This window comes from Cellulosimicrobium sp. Marseille-Q8652 (assembly GCF_965112045.1).
Genome location: NZ_CBCOPS010000002.1, coordinates 1448904 through 1465390, shown reverse-complemented (window position 1 = coordinate 1465390; position 16487 = coordinate 1448904). Strand labels below are relative to the sequence as shown.

The window sequence follows — 16487 nt, the reverse complement described above, 5'->3', positions numbered from 1 at the left end:
CCATCCGCGCCCTCGTCCCTCGGGCGCTCCCGCCAGGCCCGCCACGACCGCGCGCACCCCGCCCGCCCTGCCAGGTCCGACCAGCCGCCGTGCGAACCGGCGCCGTCAGCTCGGCGCTCCCGCTGCGCGCCTCGGTGGATGTCGCAGCAGGTCATGAAAGGGTGAGGCCGTGCGCGTGCTCGGAGTGGACCCTGGACTGACCCGGTGCGGCGTGGGGGTCGTGGACTCGCTGCCCGGTCGCAAGGCCGAGATGGTGGCCGTCGGGGTGCTGCGGTCCGACCCCGAGCTCAGCGTGGACCTGCGGCTGCTGCGGATCTCGGAGCGGCTGGACGCCTGGCTCGACGAGCACGTCCCCGACGTCGTCGCGGTCGAGCGGGTGTTCGCGCAGCACAACGTCGGGACGGTCATGGGGACGGCGCAGGTCGCCGGGCTCGCGATGGTCGCCGCCGCGCGGCGCCGGGTGCCCGTCGCGCTGCACACGCCGTCCGAGGTCAAGGCCGCCGTGACGGGGAGCGGCCGGGCCGGCAAGGAGCAGGTCCAGCGCATGGTCGCGGGCATCCTCGGGCTCGCCGAGCTGCCGCGGCCGGCCGACGCCGCCGACGCGCTGGCCCTCGCGATCTGCCACCTGTGGCGGCCCGCCGGGGCGTTGCAGGGCGGGGAGCGGCACGAGCTGACCCCGGCCCAGCGCGCGTGGGCGGCCGCGGAGCGCACGGCGCGCCGCGCACCGAGATAGCGACCGCGCCTCGGGGTCGGCCCGTCCGGCCGGAGGCGGGCGCCTCGGGGGTCGCGAGGCTCCGTGTCGTTCGGCAGCGGCGTGGGCGGGCCTTGCTACAGTGACCGCGGTCGTACGGGTGTTCGACGACCGTCCCTCATCAGTTCTTGACCCGACCGACGGCTCGAGCGAGCCGCAGCGAGAGGAGCCCGGGTGATCGCGTCGCTGAGCGGGACGGTGGCGAGCGTGCAGCTCGACCGGGCGGTGCTCGAGGTCGGGGGAGTCGGGTACCTCGTGCACGCGACCCCCGCGACGCTCGCCGCCCTGCGCGTGGGCGAGACCGCGCGGCTCGCCACGAGCCTCGTCGTGCGCGAGGACTCCTTCACGCTCTTCGGCTTCGCCGACGACGACGAGCGGACGGTCTTCGAGACGGTGCAGACCGTGAGCGGGGTCGGCCCGCGCCTCGCGCTGGCGATGCTCGCGGTGCACACTCCCGACGCCCTGCGGCGTGCCGTCGCGGGTGCCGACATCGCCGCGCTGGTCCGCGTCCCGGGCATCGGGAACAAGGGAGCCCAGCGCATCGCGCTCGAGCTCGGGGACAAGCTCGGCGCGCCCACCGGGGCCGACGCCCCCGCCACGGGCGGTGGGGCGGGCGGGACCCCGGTCGCCGAGGACCGCCGGGACCAGGTCGTCGAGGCCCTGGTCGGGCTCGGGTGGAACGTCAAGGCCGCGGACGACGCGGTCGCCACGGTCCTCGCGCAGGCCGGCGTCGACGCCGTCGAGGCCGCGGACGTCGCGGGCGCGCTGCGTGCCGCGCTGCGCGTGCTCGGCGGGCAGAGGGGCTGACGATGGCGGACTTCGACCGGGTCGGGGCGGGCGCGTACCCCGAGGACGGCTTCACCTCGGAGCGCATCGTCGCGGCAGGCGCCGACGACCTAGAGCGCGCCGCCGAGGCGGCGCTGCGCCCGCGCCGGCTCGAGGAGTTCGTCGGGCAGCGCGTCGTGCGCGACCAGCTCTCGCTGGTGCTGCAGGCGGCGCTCGCCCGGGGGAGCGCACCCGACCACGTCCTCCTGTCGGGGCCGCCGGGACTCGGGAAGACGACCCTGGCGATGATCATCGCCGCCGAGCTCGGCGCCTCCCTGCGCGTCACCTCGGGCCCCGCGATCCAGCACGCGGGCGACCTCGCCGCCGTGCTGTCCTCTCTCGAGGAGGGCGAGGTGCTCTTCATCGACGAGATCCACCGCCTCGCGCGCCCCGCCGAGGAGCTGCTCTACATGGCGATGGAGGACTTCCGTGTCGACGTGGTGGTCGGCAAGGGCGCCGGCGCAAGCGCGATCCCGCTGAGCCTGCCGCCGTTCACGGCGGTGGGGGCCACGACGCGTGCGGGCCTGCTGCCCGCCCCGTTGCGCGACCGGTTCGGCTTCACGGGACACCTCGACTTCTACTCGGGCGAGGAGCTCGAGCGCGTCCTGACCCGCTCTGCGGGACTGCTCGGCGTCGCGCTCCACCCGGACGCGGCCCACGAGATCGCGGGCCGCTCGCGCGGGACGCCCCGCATCGCGAACCGCCTCCTGCGGCGCGTCCGGGACTGGGCGCAGGTCCGGGGGGACGGCAGCCTCGACCTGCGCGCAGCACGCGCCGCGCTCGAGGTCTACGAGGTCGACCCCATCGGTCTGGACCGGCTCGACCGCGCCGTGCTCACGGCGCTGTGCACCCGGTTCAACGGCGGGCCCGTGGGCCTGACGACGCTCGCGGTCACGGTCGGCGAGGAGGCCGAGACCGTCGAGACCGTCGCCGAGCCGTACCTCGTGCGGGAAGGGCTGATCGGACGCACCCCGCGGGGTCGCGTCGCGACGCCGGCCGCCTGGGCCCACCTCGGACTGACCCCGCCGCGCGAGGGCAGCACGCTCTTCGACGCCTGACGGCACCGCGGCGGAGGAGCGCGCGCGCCGCGAGGCCCCCGTGACGGCGGTCACAGGGTGCGCGCGAAGGGCCTAGACTGGACCGGACCTGCGGGGAACTCCACGGCCGGACGGCTCGTTGGGGAACCGTGCGCGCGCGCCTAGACTGCCGCGCAGACCCCCGCCGACGAACAGGACACGTGAGACCCCGTCATGGATATCAGCTTCATCCTCATCCTCGCCCTTGCGGCCGGTGCGATGTTCCTCATGACCAGCCGCACCCGCAAGCAGCAGCGCGAGGCCCAGAACTTCCGCTCCGAGCTCGCGCCGGGCCAGGAGGTCATGACGGGTTCGGGGATGTTCGGCACGATCGTCGAGGTCGACGACGAGGCGGACATCATCACGATCGAGTCCACGCCCGGGGCGCAGACCCGGTGGTTGCGCGCGGCGATCGCCAAGCGCGTCGACGTGCCGGTGGAGGAGGAGACCGAGGAGCTCGTCGACGGCGAGGAGCCGGCTGCTCCCGCCGCGGCCTACGGCAGCGCGGCCACCGTCTCCTCCGGCTCGCCGGCCGAGCGCTCCGACGACCTGGTCGTCCCCGACGACCTGTCCGGCCTCACCGACGAGAAGGCGGACAAGGACCGCGACCGTCGCGACGAGGGCACGGACGGCAAGTGACCACCCGCCGGCCGCACGCGCGGCCGGACTGACGCGATGGGCCTCCGGGCCCGTCGCACTCGCACGAGAAGAGACGGACAGTTGGCCACCAGCAGCACACGAGCGAGGCCCGTACGGACCCTCGTCTTCCTGGGCGTCCTCGTGGTCGCCCTCTTCGGGAGCCTCTTCGCGGGGACGAAGCTCGACCCGCAGACCGCCGACGACCCGGGCGGGGCCAGCCTCACCCCGGGGCTCGCGCTGGACCTCGAGGGCGGCACGCAGATCATCCTCGAACCGGTCACGACCGACGGTTCCGAGGTGACGCCGGAGGCGATCAACGAGGCGATCAACGTCATCCGCCAGCGCATCGACGCGCAGGGGGTGTCGGAGTCGGAGATCACCCGGCAGGGATCGGGCAACATCGTCGTGGGCATCCCCGGCGAGCCGAGCCAGGAGACGATCGACCTCGTCAGCCAGTCGGCGCAGATGCGCTTCCGTCCCGTCCTCACGGTCGGCGCCCCGACGGCGACCCCCGCCGAGGACGCGGCCGCGGACGACGCGGCGACCGACGACGCCGCCACCGACGAGGCCGCGCCCGACGCGACCGAGTCGGCCGACGCCCCCGTGGACGGGGCGGCCGACGGCGCGACCGAGGAGCCGGGCGACGAGGCGACGGACGGCGCGACGCCGGGCACCGAGGACGGGGAGGCCGTCCGGCCGGAGAACCCGAGCGACCTGGCCCAGATCACGCCCGAGATCCAGGAGCAGTTCGACGCTCTCGACTGCACGGTCCCCGAGAACCTCGTGGGCGGCGACAGCGGCCCGACGGACAGCGCCTTCGTCGCGTGCTCCGCGGACGGCCTGGCCAAGTACGTCCTCGGGCCCGTGGAGGTCGAGGGCACGGACATCGCGAACGCGAGCTCCGGGCTCCGCGTCGGCCAGACCGGCGCCGTGACCAACGAGTGGGTCGTCAACCTCGAGTTCGACGGCGAGGGGACCACCGAGTTCCGCGACGTCACCACGCGGCTGACCTCGCTCCCGGCGCCGCAGAACCAGTTCGCGATGGTCCTCGACGGCCTCGTCATCTCGGCGCCCGTCTCGCAGGTCGCGATCAACGACGGCAAGGCGGAGATCTCCGGCAGCTTCACCCGGGACACCGCCGCGACCCTCGCGAACCAGCTGAACTTCGGCTCCCTGCCCCTGACCTTCGAGGTCCAGAGCCAGCAGCAGATCTCGGCGACCCTCGGGTCCGAGCAGCTCCAGAAGGGCCTGCTCGCCGGCGCGATCGGCATGCTGCTCGTGGTGATCTACTCGCTCTTCCAGTACCGCGTGCTGGGGCTCGTGACCGTGGCGTCGCTGGGCGTCGCCGGGCTCCTGGCGTACGGGATCATCACGCTCCTGTCGTGGACGATCGGCTACCGCCTCTCGCTCGCGGGCGTCGCGGGGCTCATCGTCGCGATCGGTATCACCGCCGACTCGTTCATCGTCTACTTCGAGCGCATCCGTGACGAGCTGCGCGACGGGCGCACGCTGAACTCCGCGGTCGAGAAGGGCTGGGAGCGTGCTCGCCGCACCATCCTCGCCTCGGACGCGGTGAACTTCGTCGCGGCGATCGTCCTGTACTTCCTCGCGGTGGGTGGCGTGCGAGGCTTCGCCTTCACGCTCGGGCTGACGACGCTCATCGACATCGTCGTCGTCTTCCTCTTCACCCACCCGCTGATGCAGCTCCTCGCGCGGACGAAGTTCTTCGCGACCGGCCACCCGTGGTCGGGGCTTGACCCCCGCCGGCTCGGGGCACGCAGCGTCCGGTACGCGGGACGCGGTCGTGTCGTCACCGCAGCGGCGTCGGACGACGTCGTCGAGGACGCGCCGTCGGCGCCGGATCCCCGTTCCGAGCCGGTGCGCACCGCGTCCGAGGCGCCCGCGCGCGAGACCGTCACGGCCGGCGTCGGCGGTGGCGACGGGCCCCGCACGACGATCGCCGAACGGCGCGCCGCGCAGCGGCGGGCCGCCGCCGCGGGGACCGTCGAGGACCAGCCTTCCGACGCTCCGGCGTCCGCGGGCGAGAACGAGGAGAAGCACTGATGGCCAGCGGATTCGCCCAGTGGGGCAACGACCTCTACACCGGTCGCCGGTCCTACGCCATCGTCGCGCGGCGCAAGCGGTACTTCGTCGCCGCGATCGTCGCGGTCGTGCTGTCGCTCGGCGTCGTCGGCGTGCGCATCGCCGGTGAGGGGCTCAACCTCGGCATCGAGTTCCGCGGTGGGTCGGAGTTCACCGTCTCCGGTGTGGCGGACACGTCGCAGCAGCCCGGGGTCGAGGCCGTGCAGTCGGTCGCGCCCGAGGAGGAGCCCCGGATCTCGACGGTCGGCGCGGAGAGCGTCCGCGTCCAGACGGCGCAGCTGAGCAACGAGGAGGTCGAGGACGTCCGGTCCGCGCTCGCCGACGCCTACGAGGTCGAGGTCGGGGACGTGACCAGCGCGTTCATCGGCCCCACGTGGGGACAGGACGTCTCGCAGAAGGCGATCGTCGGTCTCGTCGTCTTCCTCCTGCTCGTGAGCCTCGTCATGACGGTCTACTTCCGGAACTGGCGCATGGCCCTCGCCGCCGTCATCGCGCTGTTCCACGACCTGGTCGTCACGGTGGGCATCTACGCGCTCATCGGCTGGGAGATCACCCCGGCGACGGTCATCGGACTCCTGACGATCCTCGCGTACTCGATCTACGACACCGTCGTGGTCTTCGACAAGGTGCGCGAGAACACCGCCGGCATCCTGAACCAGACCCGGAGCACCTACGCGGAGCGCGCCAACCTGGCGATCAACCAGACCATGGTGCGGTCGATCAACACGTCCGTCGTCGCGCTCCTCCCGGTCGCCGCGATCCTCTTCATCGGAGCCTTCCTGCTCGGGGCCGGCACGCTGCGCGACATCGCGCTCGCGCTGTTCGTCGGCATGGCGGTGGGCGCGTACTCCTCGATCTTCCTCGCGACGCCCCTCGAGGTCGCGTTCCGCGAGCGCGAGACGGCGATCGCCGCGCACACGCGCAAGGTCCTCGACCTGCGGGCGGACCGGGCCGCGGAGCTCGGCGACGAGGGAGCCGAGGACGCGGTGCTCGCCGCGGCGGGCGTCGACGGCACGCGTCAGCTCCAGCCGGGTGCGCACCAGGGGAACAGGGCGCAGCCGCGGAAGCGGCGCGCCGCGCGATGACCGCCGAGCACGTCCCGGCGGCCGGGACCGACGGCCTGCGGGCCGTCGGTCTCGGCGGCCTCGGCCCCGAGCGGTCGGCGCGGGTCCTCGAGCTCGTGCGGTCGGTGCCCGACTACCCGGGGCCGGGGATCACGTTCCGCGACATCACGGGCCTGCTCGCCGACGGCGACGCGTTCCGTCACGTCATCGAGGCGCTGGGTCACGTGGTCGACGCCGTCGACGGGGGCATCGACCTCGTCGTCGGGCTGGAGGCCCGGGGCTTCCTGCTCGGCGCGCCGCTCGCGACGCACCTCGGGGTCGGGTTCGTGCCCCTCCGCAAGGCGGGCAAGCTCCCGCCGCCGATCGAGGCGGTGACGTACGACCTCGAGTACGGGACCGCCACGATCGAGCTGCGGACGGGAACACTGCGACCCGGTGCACGCGTTCTGGTGGTGGACGACGTGCTCGCGACGGGCGGGACGGCAGCCGCCGGTGCCGAGCTGGTCGAGCGGGCCGGAGGCGTCGTGGTGGGCCTGGCGTTCCTCATGGAGCTCGACGGACTGGGTGGTCGTGACCGCCTCGCGGGACGTGGGGTGACCACGCTCCTGCACGTGGAGTCGTAGGATTGCCACTCCGGTCGGTGCGGCAGGTCGTCGCACGAACGTCGGCCCACGTCGGCCGCACACGGAGGGAGGCGCACATGAGCGAGGACACCAGGACGTCGTCCGCGCCCGCCGGGCAGCCTCCGGCCACCTCGGGTGGCGGCGGCGCAGCGGGACGCGGCGTGCGGTCGCGCCTCGTGCGGTTCGGCACGCGGACCGGTGGCGGCAGCCCGGCGCTCGAGCCGCTGCTCCAGGCGGTGCGCACGAACCACCCCAAGTCCGACCTCTCCGTCATCGAGCGTGCCTACGCCACGGCCGAGCGCGCGCACCGCGGCCAGCTGCGCAAGAGCGGCGACCCGTACATCACCCACCCGGTGGCCGTGGCGACGATCCTCGCGGACCTCGGGTTCGACGGCTCGACGCTCGCCGCGGCACTCCTGCACGACACGGTCGAGGACACCGAGTACTCCCTCGACCAGCTCCGCGGGGAGTACGGCGACGAGATCGCGATGCTCGTCGACGGCGTCACGAAGCTCGACAAGGTGACCTACGGCGACGCCGCGCAGGCCGAGACGGTGCGCAAGATGGTCGTCGCCATGGCGCGCGACATCCGGGTCCTCGTCATCAAGCTGGCGGACCGCCTGCACAACGCACGCACGTGGAAGTACGTCTCGTCGTCGTCGGCGGAGCGCAAGGCGCGCGAGACGCTGGAGATCTACGCCCCGCTGGCGCACCGGCTCGGCATGAACACCATCAAGTGGGAGCTCGAGGACCTGTCGTTCCAGGCCCTGTACCCCAAGGTGTACGACGAGATCGTCCACCTCGTCGCCGAGCGCGCACCGGCGCGCGAGGAGTACCTCGCCGTCGTGCGGGAGCAGGTCACGGCCGACCTGCGGAGCGCGAAGATCCGCGCGACCGTGACCGGTCGGCCGAAGCACTACTACTCGATCTACCAGAAGATGATCGTGCGCGGTCACGACTTCGCGGAGATCTACGACCTCGTCGGCGCGCGCGTCCTCGTGGACAGCGTCCGGGACTGCTACGCGGCGCTCGGTGCGCTGCACGCCCGGTGGAACCCGGTGCCGGGGCGGTTCAAGGACTACATCGCGATGCCGAAGTTCAACATGTACCAGTCGTTGCACACGACGGTCATCGGCCCGGGCGGCAAGCCCGTCGAGATCCAGATCCGCACGCACGAGATGCACCGGCGCGCGGAGTACGGCGTCGCGGCGCACTGGAAGTACAAGGAGACCGCGAAGACGGCGGGGCGGACCGAGAAGGGCGACCCCGCGGCCAACGACATGCGCTGGCTGCGCCAGCTCGTGGACTGGCAGCGTGAGACCGCGGACCCCGCGGAGTTCCTCGACTCGTTGCGGTTCGAGATCGGCGGCGCCGAGGTCTACGTCTTCACGCCGAAGGGTGACGTCCTGGCGCTGCCCGCGGGGTCCACGCCGGTCGACTTCGCGTACGCCGTCCACACCGAGGTCGGTCACCGCACGATGGGGGCGCGGGTCAACGGCCGCCTCGTCCCGCTCGACTCCACGCTGGAGAACGGGGACGCCGTCGACGTCCTGACGTCCAAGTCGGAGAACGCCGGCCCGAGCCGCGACTGGCTCGCGTTCGTCAAGAGCCCTCGGGCGCGCAACAAGATCCGCCAGTGGTTCTCCAAGGAGCGCCGCGAGGAGGCGGTCGAGCACGGCAAGGACGCGCTGGCCAAGGCGATGCGCAAGCAGAACCTGCCGATCCAGCGCCTCCTGTCGCACGAGACGCTCGTCGCCCTCGCGAACGAGATGCGCTTCGCCGACGTCACGGCGCTGTACGCCGCGATCGGGGAGGCTCAGGTCTCCGCCGCCAACGTCGTGTCGAAGCTCGTCCAGTCGATGGGCGGCGACGAGGGCACGGTCGAGGACGTCGCCGAGACGGCTCGCCCGGGCCAGACGGCGCGGCGCGTGCGCACGGGCGACCCCGGCGTCGTGGTCAAGGGCGTCGAGGACATCTGGGTGAAGCTCGCCAAGTGCTGCACGCCGGTGCCCGGGGACGACATCATCGGGTTCATCACGCGCGGGCAGGGCGTGAGCGTCCACCGTGCGGACTGCGCGAACGTGGTCGGCCTGCGGAACCAGCCCGAGCGCATCGTGGACGTCGGCTGGACGACGGGCAGCAACGCGATGTTCCTCGTCCAGATCCAGGTCGAGGCGCTGGACCGGGCACGGCTGCTCTCGGACGTGACGCGTGTCCTGTCGGACCACCACGTGAACATCCTGTCGGCGACCGTCTCGACCTCGAACGACCGCGTCGCGATGTCACGCTTCGTCTTCGAGATGGCCGAGCCCGCTCACCTCGCCCAGGTGCTGAGCGCCGTGCGCAAGGTCGACGGCGTGTTCGACGTCTACCGCATGACGGGGTCCCGCGCCGAGCCGGCACCGCAGCTCCCCGCCTGAGGCGGCCCCGGGCGGGCGGAGCGCTCCGGCGGCGGTCCGGCACGTCGTCGGGCGGCGTCGGCACGCCGGTGGCAGCATCGGGCGCATGGACCTGCCCGTGATGCCGCCCGTCCTGCCCATGCTCGCGAAGTCGGTCCCGGACGTGCCCGAGCCGGACGCCACACCGGGCGGCTACGTCTACGAGCCGAAGTGGGACGGCTTCCGCGCGATCGTGTACCGCGACGGCGACGAGGTACGGCTCGACAGCCGGAACGCGCGGCCCATGGAGCGGTACTTCCCGGAGGTCGTGGACGCGGTGCGGGAGGCGCTGCCGGAGCGGTGCGTCGTGGACGGCGAGATCGTGGTCGCGCAGGGTGGCCGGCTCGAGTTCGAGGTGCTGCAGCAGCGCATCCACCCCGCAGCGTCGCGCGTGCGCCTCCTCGCGGAGCAGACGCCCGCGAGCCTCGTGGTGTTCGACGTCCTCGCCCTCGGCGACGACGACCTCACGGACGCGCCCCTCGCGCGCCGCCAGGAGGTGCTCGACGGGATCGGGCTCCGCGGGCCCCGCGTCCACGCCACCCCGCGGACGCGCGACGTGGCCGTCGCGCGCGAGTGGTTCGACACGTTCGAGGGTGCAGGCCTCGACGGTGTGGTGGCGAAGCCGCTCGACGGCTCCTACCAGCCGAACAAGCGCGCGATGCTCAAGATCAAGCACGGCCGTGAGGCGGACGTCGTGCTGGCGGGATACCGGCTGCACAAGACGTCGACCCCCTCCGAGCCGCTGCTCGGGTCCCTGCTGCTCGGTCTGTTCGACGGCGAGGGGCAGCTGCAGTTCGTCGGTGTCGCCGCCTCCTTCCCTGCGGCGCGTCGCGCGGCGCTCGTCGCGGAGCTCGCGCCGCTCGTCGTCGAGCCGGGCACCCCCGAGGCGGACGCGCACCCGTGGTCGGGCTGGGAGAACCCGGCGGGGGAGCGCATGCCGGGTGCGGTGTCGCGGTGGAGCTCCGGCAAGGACCTGTCGTTCACGCCCCTGCGACCGGAGCGGGTGCTCGAGGTCGCGTACGACCACATGGAAGGGACCCGTTTCCGTCACACCGCCCAGTTCCGGCGCTGGCGCGACGACCGCGAGCCGTCGTCGTGCACGTACGACCAGCTCGACGAGCCCGTGCGCTACGACCTCACGGAGATCCTCCCCGGAGCACCGGGGGTCGGGTGACCGTCGTCCGGCCGGATGCCGGCGCGCGACGTCAGCCGTGCGGGCGGTCGCGGTCCTTGCTCGGCTGGACCCGCTTGGGCTCGCCCGGCATCTTCGGGTACTCCGGGGGATAGGGCAGGTCGCCCAGGCCGTGCTCGGCCTCGTCGCGACGCGAGAGCTCGAGCGCGGCCTCGAGCGACGCCCCGGGGTCCTCCCGGTCGGCCCGGAGCGGTGCGAAGAGGTCGCCGACCTCCGCGAAACGAGCGGGCATCGACGCCACGTCGAAGTCGTCGGGGTGGACGTCGCCGAGCTCGTCCCACCGCACGGGGGCGGAGACCGTCGCGCGATGGTTCGAGCGGATGGAGTACGCCGACGCGATGGTGCGGTCGCGCGCCATCTGGTTGTAGTCCACGAAGATCTTGGCGCCGCGCTCCTCCTTCCACCACTTCGTCGTCACCTGCTGGGGGAGCCGGCGCTCGAGCTCGCGACCGATCGCGATCGTCGCACGCCGCGCGGCCACGAAGTCCCACTCGGGCGCGATCGGCACGAACACGTGGATGCCGCGGCCTCCGGAGGTCTTAGGATAACCGGTCATGCCGAGCTCGTCGAGGACCTCGCGCAGGTGCGGGGCGACGCGGACGGCGTCGTCGAAGTCTGTCCCGGGCTGCGGGTCGAGGTCGATCCGGAGCTGGTCGACGGCCTCGACGTCCTCGCCGCGGACCGGCCACGGGTGGAACGTCAGCGTGCCGAGGTTCGCCGCCCAGGCCACGACGGCGAGCTCCGTGGGGCACACCTCGTCGGCGGTGCGACCGCTCGGGAACGCGATGCGGGCGGTGCGCACGTAGTCGGGCGCGCCCTTCGGCACGCGCTTCTGGTAGAACGCGTCGCCGCTGTTGTCGGTCCGCGTGCTCATGCGGGCGCCCTCGAACACCCCCTTTGGCCAGCGTTCGAGGGTCGTCGGGCGGTCGAGGAGCGCCCCGAGGATGCCGTCGCCGACGGAGAGGAAGTACTGCACGACGTCGAGCTTGGTGACGTCCCGACGGGGGAACACGACCCGGTCCGGGCTCGTCACGCGGACCGTGCGTCCTCGGACGTCGAGCTCCACCGGTGTCGTCGCAGCGGCCATGGCGCCCAACCTAGTCGGCCGGGGCGACCTCGGCGAGCAGGACGGCGAAGACCTCCCGGGCCCGCTCTCGTCCGGGCCAGCGGAACCGGAGCTCGAGCGAGCGTGCCGCCGCGGCGACGTCGAGGTCCCGCACCGCGCGGAGCCGTCGCAGGACGTCGAGCGCCGCGGCGCGGTCGCACCGGGTCGCGACGTCCAGCGCCGTGCGTCGCGGGTCGGTCACGAGGACCCCGGCGACGAGCTCCGTCTCCGAGCGCAGCACCGCGGCCTGCCGGGGGACGCGGCCGGGCAGCGGGGTGGGGCGGTGGGTGCCGGGCGGGTAGACGACGTCGAGCCGGTCGGGGCGGCGAGCGCCGCACAGGACCCAGGCGGCGGCCGCCCCGGCGAGCACGGTGGGGGCCGGTACGAGGGCACGGACGGCCAGAGCGCGCAGGGTCGGGGTGTGCGGGACGCGTGCCGGTGCGGCGACTCCGTCCCAGACCTCGACGAGCGCGCCGCGCCGCACGAGGTCCTGGTACGCGACCTCGCCGCCGACCTCGGACGGCCGCACGAGCAGGCCGACCTCCGGCACGCACGGCAGGAGCAGCCGCGCGAGGGGCGGGTAGGACGCTCCGGCAGGTTCGGTGGGCGTGTCGTCGGGAGGCCCCGCGGCGGGCCCGCGACTCGTGGCGGTGCGCATCCCCTCACGGTGCACCACCCGGGAGGGACGCGGAAGGGGCCGGCCTCGTCCTGTGGACGAGACCGGCCCCTGCGCACGCACCGGAGCGTCGGGCGTCAGCCGCGCGAGTCCTCGGCCGCGCGGACGACCTGCTCGAGCCAGGCGCGACGCGCGGTGAGGGCCGTCTCGAGGTCGGCGACGGCCCGCGCGTCCCCGCGCTCCTGTGCCGCGGCCAGGTCGGCCTCGAGGGCGTCGATCGCGGCCTCGAGCTGGGCTGCGGCGCCCTCGGCGCGCGCCCGCGTCTCCGGGTTCGTGCGCGTCCACTGCGCCTGCTCCGCGTCACGGACGGCGTTCTCGACGGCGCGCAGCCGCCCCTCGACACGCTGCAGGTCCCCGCGCGGGACGCGACCGGCCTGCTCCCACCGCTCCTGGATGTCCCGCAGGGCCGCCTTCGCGGCGGCGAGGTCCCGCACCGGGACGAGGGCCTCGGCCTCGGTGAGGATCGCCTCCTTCACCTCGAGGTTCGCCGCGTACTCGGCGTCGGTGGCCGAGCTCGCCGCGTCACGGGCCTGGAAGAACGTGTCCTGCGCCGCGCGGAAGCGCGCCCAGAGGGCGTCGTCGTCGCGACGGCTGGCCCGGCCGGCCGCCTTCCAACGAGCCATGAGGTCGCGGTACGCACCCGCCGTGGGGCCCCAGTCGGTGCTCGACGCGAGGGACTCGGCCTCCTCGACGAGCTTCTCCTTCTCCGCCTTGGCCGACGTGTTGCGCTGCTCCAGCTCCGCGAAGTAGTGACGCCGCTCGCGGTCGAACGCGGTGCGCGCGTGGCTGAACCGCTTCCACAGGGACTCCTCGCTCGCCCGGTCGATGCGGGGACCGGAGCGCTGCGCCTCCTTCCAGCGCTCGAGCAGGCCGCGGAGCTCCTCGCCCGCCGGACGCCACTGCATCCGGCTCGGGTCGGTCGCCGCGATCTTCTCGGCGGCCTCGATGATCTCCGTGCGGGCGGCGAGCGCGGCCGACTTCGCGGCCGCGCGCTCCGCCTCGAGCTGCTGGCGACGCTCGCCCGCGACCGTGCGCAGGGCCGCGACCTGGGCGCGCAGCGCGTCGAGGTCTCCGACGGCCGACGGCTCGGCCGTCTCCTCGGAGAGCCGCGCGAGCGTCTGGTCGATCTCCTTCACGGACAGGTCCGTCCCGGTGAGCCGGGCCTCGAAGAGCGCGACCTTCGCCTGGAGGTCGAGGTAGCGGCGCACGTAGAGCGTGAGCGCCTCGTCCGCGCCGACGCCGGGGAACTGCCCGACGACGCGCTCTCCCGCCTCCTCGCGGACGTGCACGGTGCCGTCGTCGTCGACCCGGCCGAACTCCCTGGCGGGGCGGGCGGGGCGGGCGGGAGCGCCCCCCCGGGCCGGCGTCGGGCGGCCCCCGGCGGGGCGCCGGCCGCCGCGCCCGGCCCCGCGCCCCAGGCCCCCGGCCCCCCCGCCCCCGCCGCGCCGGCCCGCTCCGTCCGGCGCGGCGGGTGCGGGAGGGCCGAGGGCTTGGGACGCGGTGCCGGTCGCGGCGTCGGGCGCTCGGCAGGAGCCGGCTCGACGTCGGCCGGAGAGGGCTCTCCGGCCGGCTCGGCCGGCTCGGCCGAGTCGGCCGGGGAGGCCTCCACCGGCGCGGCGGAGTCGCCCTCGACGGGCGTCGTGCCGGACGCCTCGTCTGCGACGACGCCCTGCGCCACCGCCTCGGGCTCGACGGCCGCCTCGGGCTCACCGGCGGCCACCGGTGTCTCGTCCGGTGCCGACTCGACAGCCGCGCCTGCTGCGGCCTCCGCGGAGTCGTCCTCGGGGGCGGAGCCCTCCGCGGAGTCGTCCTCGGGTGCGGAGCCCTCCGCGGAGTCGTCCTCGGGGGCGGAGCCCCCCTCGGCTGCGGCCTCGGGCTGGTCCGCGGCGGGCGTCTCGTCGGCAGCCTGCGGCGCCTCGGTGGGCGCGGGGGCCCCCGTCGGCTCCTCCGTCGGCTCCTGCTCCGCGGCCGGCGCCTCGGGGGCTTCCGCAGCCTGCGCCTCGGCCGCCCGCGCCTCGGGCACCTCCGCGCCGGTCGGCTCGGCCTCCGCAGCCGGCGTCTCGGCAGCCTGCGTCTCGGTCGCCTCGACCCGTCCGGTCGCGCCCGCCTCTGCGGACTCCGTCACCGGCGTGCTCGCCTCGTTGTTCGCGGGATCGCTCACTGGGTCTCAACTCCTTCGATGGTGACCGGGGTCGCGGGGGAGCCGTCGCCGGCCCCGTCCACGGTCCCCGCGTCAGCGACTGCCTGGACGACGTCCAGACCGGATGTGATGGTGCCGAACACTGTGTAACCACCCGCCGCGTCGGCCGGGATGGTCGAGTCCTCGTAGACGAGGAAGAACTGGGAGCCCATCGACTCGCCGTCCCCGCCCTGGCGGGCCATGGCGACGGTCCCGGCGGGGTAGACGTCGTCGGTCGGGGCGTTCTCGACGGGGCCGAACTTGTACCCCGGGTCGCCGGTGCCGGTGCCCGTCGGGTCGCCACACTGCAGGACGTAGATGCCCGAGGTCGTCAGCCGGTGGCACGAGGTCCCGTCGAAGTACCCCGAGTCGGCGAGCGAGACGAAGCTCGCCACCGCCTGCGGCGCCGCGGCGCCGTCGAGGGAGAGGGTGATGTCGCCGACGCTCGTGGTGAGCTCCGAGGTCCACTCGCGACCCTCGGCCGCGGAGGCCGGCGGCAGGGTGTGCTCGCCGGTGCTGCCCGACGTGCTGCCGGTGGCGGGGTCCGGCTCGGCGGCGGGGTCGGTGCCCGAGTCCTGGGCCGCGGACAGCGCCCACCAGACCACGACGCCGATGACGAGGAGGGCGAGGACCACGCCGACGATGGACCACCTGCGCTGGCGCCGTGCCCGCAGCTGCTCCTGGCGCCGCTCCCACTTCTCCTGGCGGCGGCGCGCCTGCTCGCGCTCCCTGCTCTTCGTCGACACCCCAGCTCCTTCGTCGTCGGCCGTGACGGCGCGCGCGGTCGACCACGGTGCGCCCGTGGTCGGTACGGGACAGTCTAGGCACCGCGGGCCGCGGAGCCCCGTGGTTTGCCGCGCACCAGGTCACGGTCCGGTATCGACCTCGCCGGTCCGTCGCCGCGGCGGCGTCCCGCCGGCGCGCTAGCCTCGGGCCGTGGACGGGCTCACGGGGCACGACGGTCGGACGGGGCCGGACGGGCCGACGGGACAGGACGCGACGTCGGTGGGTGGCGACGACGCGAGCGAGGTCGCGGCCGACGGCAGGGTCGAGGTCGAGGTGGTCGTCGCCCCGGTCTTCGGCACCAACTGCTCGATCGTGAGCCGTGGAGGGGACTGCGTCGTGGTCGACGCGGGCGCCGGGGTCGCGGCCGCGGTCACCGCGTCGGTCGAACGCCGCGGCCTCACCGTGCGCGCCGTCCTCGCGACCCACGGGCACGTCGACCACACGTGGGACGCCGCGACGCTGAGCGAGCGGTTCGGCGTGCCGGTCGCCCTGCACACCGCCGACGCCTACCGGCTCGCGGACCCGTTCGGCACGCTCGACCGAGGGCCGGCGTCGTCCGCGGGACCACGGGCGTCGGGACCCGGGGCCGCGGGAGCGTCCCTCGTCTCCGGACCGCTCGGCGAGTCGCTGCGCGCCGCCGGGGCACGTCCGGGCGACTACCGGGAGCCGGCCGACGTGCAGGGGTTCGACGTCGGCGCGGGTGACGGGCACGCGCTGCGATGGGGCGCCGTGCAGGTCCTCGCGGTCGGCGCGCCCGGCCACACCGAGGGCTCGACGCTCTACCTGTTCGGCCGCCCGGGGTCCGGGCTGCTGCTCAGCGGCGACGTACTCTTCGCCGGGTCGGTGGGGCGTACGGACCTGCCCGGCGGTGACGGCGGGACGATGGAGCGGACGCTGCACGACGTCGTCGGCCGCCTGGACCCCCGCTGGGACGTGCTGCCCGGTCACGGTCCCGCGACGACCGTCGGCCGCGAGCTCGCGACCAACCCGTTCCTCGCCCGCGCCTGACCTCCGTCCCGCAGGCCCGGCC

14 protein-coding genes are annotated in these 16487 nt (G+C 74.3%); 10 read left to right on the top strand and 4 right to left on the bottom strand.

Annotation, left to right across the window (positions count from 1 at the left end; translation table 11 throughout):
* Positions 1-169: 169 nt before the first annotated feature.
* From ruvC to ACWPWV_RS16460, 9 genes are all read left to right on the top strand, one after another.
* Positions 170-733: a crossover junction endodeoxyribonuclease RuvC gene (gene ruvC / locus ACWPWV_RS16500; protein WP_454044011.1), complete on the top strand. Its 564-nt coding sequence runs from the start codon at positions 170-172 to the stop codon at positions 731-733.
* 192 nt (positions 734-925) lie between these two features.
* Positions 926-1558, top strand: coding sequence for a Holliday junction branch migration protein RuvA (gene ruvA / locus ACWPWV_RS16495; RefSeq protein ID WP_454044010.1), 633 nt, complete (start codon positions 926-928; stop codon positions 1556-1558).
* A gap of 2 nt (positions 1559-1560) precedes the next feature.
* Complete coding sequence (gene ruvB / locus ACWPWV_RS16490) at positions 1561-2634, top strand: Holliday junction branch migration DNA helicase RuvB (protein WP_454044009.1); 1074 nt, start codon at positions 1561-1563, stop codon at positions 2632-2634.
* A 192-nt stretch (positions 2635-2826) separates the two neighbouring features.
* Entirely contained in the window at positions 2827-3291 is a 465-nt protein-coding gene (yajC, locus tag ACWPWV_RS16485; RefSeq protein WP_454044008.1) for a preprotein translocase subunit YajC, read from the top strand.
* A gap of 81 nt (positions 3292-3372) precedes the next feature.
* Positions 3373-5355, top strand: coding sequence for a protein translocase subunit SecD (gene secD / locus ACWPWV_RS16480; protein ID WP_454044007.1), 1983 nt, complete (start codon positions 3373-3375; stop codon positions 5353-5355).
* A complete protein-coding gene (gene secF, locus ACWPWV_RS16475; RefSeq protein ID WP_454044006.1) occupies positions 5355-6479 on the top strand; it encodes a protein translocase subunit SecF in 1125 nt (374 codons plus the stop codon). The genes secD and secF overlap by 1 nt, the downstream gene beginning before the upstream one ends.
* On the top strand, positions 6476-7081 hold the full coding sequence (locus ACWPWV_RS16470) for an adenine phosphoribosyltransferase (protein WP_454044005.1): 606 nt from the start codon (positions 6476-6478) through the stop codon (positions 7079-7081). The genes secF and ACWPWV_RS16470 overlap by 4 nt, the downstream gene beginning before the upstream one ends.
* Before the next feature lie 77 nt (positions 7082-7158).
* Positions 7159-9501, top strand: a complete 2343-nt coding sequence (locus tag ACWPWV_RS16465; protein ID WP_454044004.1) for a RelA/SpoT family protein — start codon at positions 7159-7161, stop codon at positions 9499-9501.
* An 85-nt stretch (positions 9502-9586) separates the two neighbouring features.
* Complete coding sequence (locus tag ACWPWV_RS16460) at positions 9587-10693, top strand: ATP-dependent DNA ligase (RefSeq protein WP_454044003.1); 1107 nt, start codon at positions 9587-9589, stop codon at positions 10691-10693.
* A gap of 31 nt (positions 10694-10724) precedes the next feature.
* Here ACWPWV_RS16460 and ligD read toward each other — a convergent pair whose 3' ends face one another.
* From ligD to ACWPWV_RS16440, 4 genes are all read right to left on the bottom strand, one after another.
* The gene (ligD, locus tag ACWPWV_RS16455) at positions 10725-11798 is read right to left on the bottom strand and encodes a non-homologous end-joining DNA ligase (RefSeq protein ID WP_454044002.1); all 1074 of its coding nucleotides are present in this window, start codon (positions 11796-11798) and stop codon (positions 10725-10727) included.
* A 10-nt stretch (positions 11799-11808) separates the two neighbouring features.
* Positions 11809-12474 carry a hypothetical protein gene (locus ACWPWV_RS16450; protein ID WP_454044001.1) on the bottom strand — a complete coding sequence of 222 codons (666 nt, stop codon included), beginning with the start codon at positions 12472-12474 and terminating at the stop codon, positions 11809-11811.
* A gap of 95 nt (positions 12475-12569) precedes the next feature.
* On the bottom strand, positions 12570-13781 hold the full coding sequence (locus ACWPWV_RS16445; RefSeq protein ID WP_454044000.1) for a DUF349 domain-containing protein: 1212 nt from the start codon (positions 13779-13781) through the stop codon (positions 12570-12572).
* Between the two features lie 868 nt (positions 13782-14649).
* Positions 14650-15417, bottom strand: coding sequence for a peptidylprolyl isomerase (locus ACWPWV_RS16440; RefSeq protein WP_454043999.1), 768 nt, complete (start codon positions 15415-15417; stop codon positions 14650-14652).
* 190 nt (positions 15418-15607) lie between these two features.
* On the opposite strand from ACWPWV_RS16440, the gene ACWPWV_RS16435 reads away from it, so the two are divergent.
* The gene (locus ACWPWV_RS16435) at positions 15608-16465 is read left to right on the top strand and encodes an MBL fold metallo-hydrolase (RefSeq protein WP_454043998.1); all 858 of its coding nucleotides are present in this window, start codon (positions 15608-15610) and stop codon (positions 16463-16465) included.
* Positions 16466-16487 lie beyond the last annotated feature (22 nt).

Excerpts from the sequence above, each read along its gene's own strand:
- ruvB (WP_454044009.1), top strand. The coding sequence starts at position 1,561 with ATGGCGGACTTCGACCGGGTCGGGGCGGGCGCGTACCCCGAGGACGGC.
- yajC (WP_454044008.1), top strand. The coding sequence starts at position 2,827 with ATGGATATCAGCTTCATCCTCATCCTCGCCCTTGCGGCCGGTGCGATG.
- secF (WP_454044006.1), top strand. The coding sequence starts at position 5,355 with ATGGCCAGCGGATTCGCCCAGTGGGGCAACGACCTCTACACCGGTCGC.
- ACWPWV_RS16470 (WP_454044005.1), top strand. The coding sequence starts at position 6,476 with ATGACCGCCGAGCACGTCCCGGCGGCCGGGACCGACGGCCTGCGGGCC.
- ACWPWV_RS16465 (WP_454044004.1), top strand. The coding sequence starts at position 7,159 with ATGAGCGAGGACACCAGGACGTCGTCCGCGCCCGCCGGGCAGCCTCCG.
- ACWPWV_RS16460 (WP_454044003.1), top strand. The coding sequence starts at position 9,587 with ATGGACCTGCCCGTGATGCCGCCCGTCCTGCCCATGCTCGCGAAGTCG.
- ligD (WP_454044002.1), bottom strand. The coding sequence starts at position 11,798 with ATGGCCGCTGCGACGACACCGGTGGAGCTCGACGTCCGAGGACGCACG.
- ACWPWV_RS16450 (WP_454044001.1), bottom strand. The coding sequence starts at position 12,474 with ATGCGCACCGCCACGAGTCGCGGGCCCGCCGCGGGGCCTCCCGACGAC.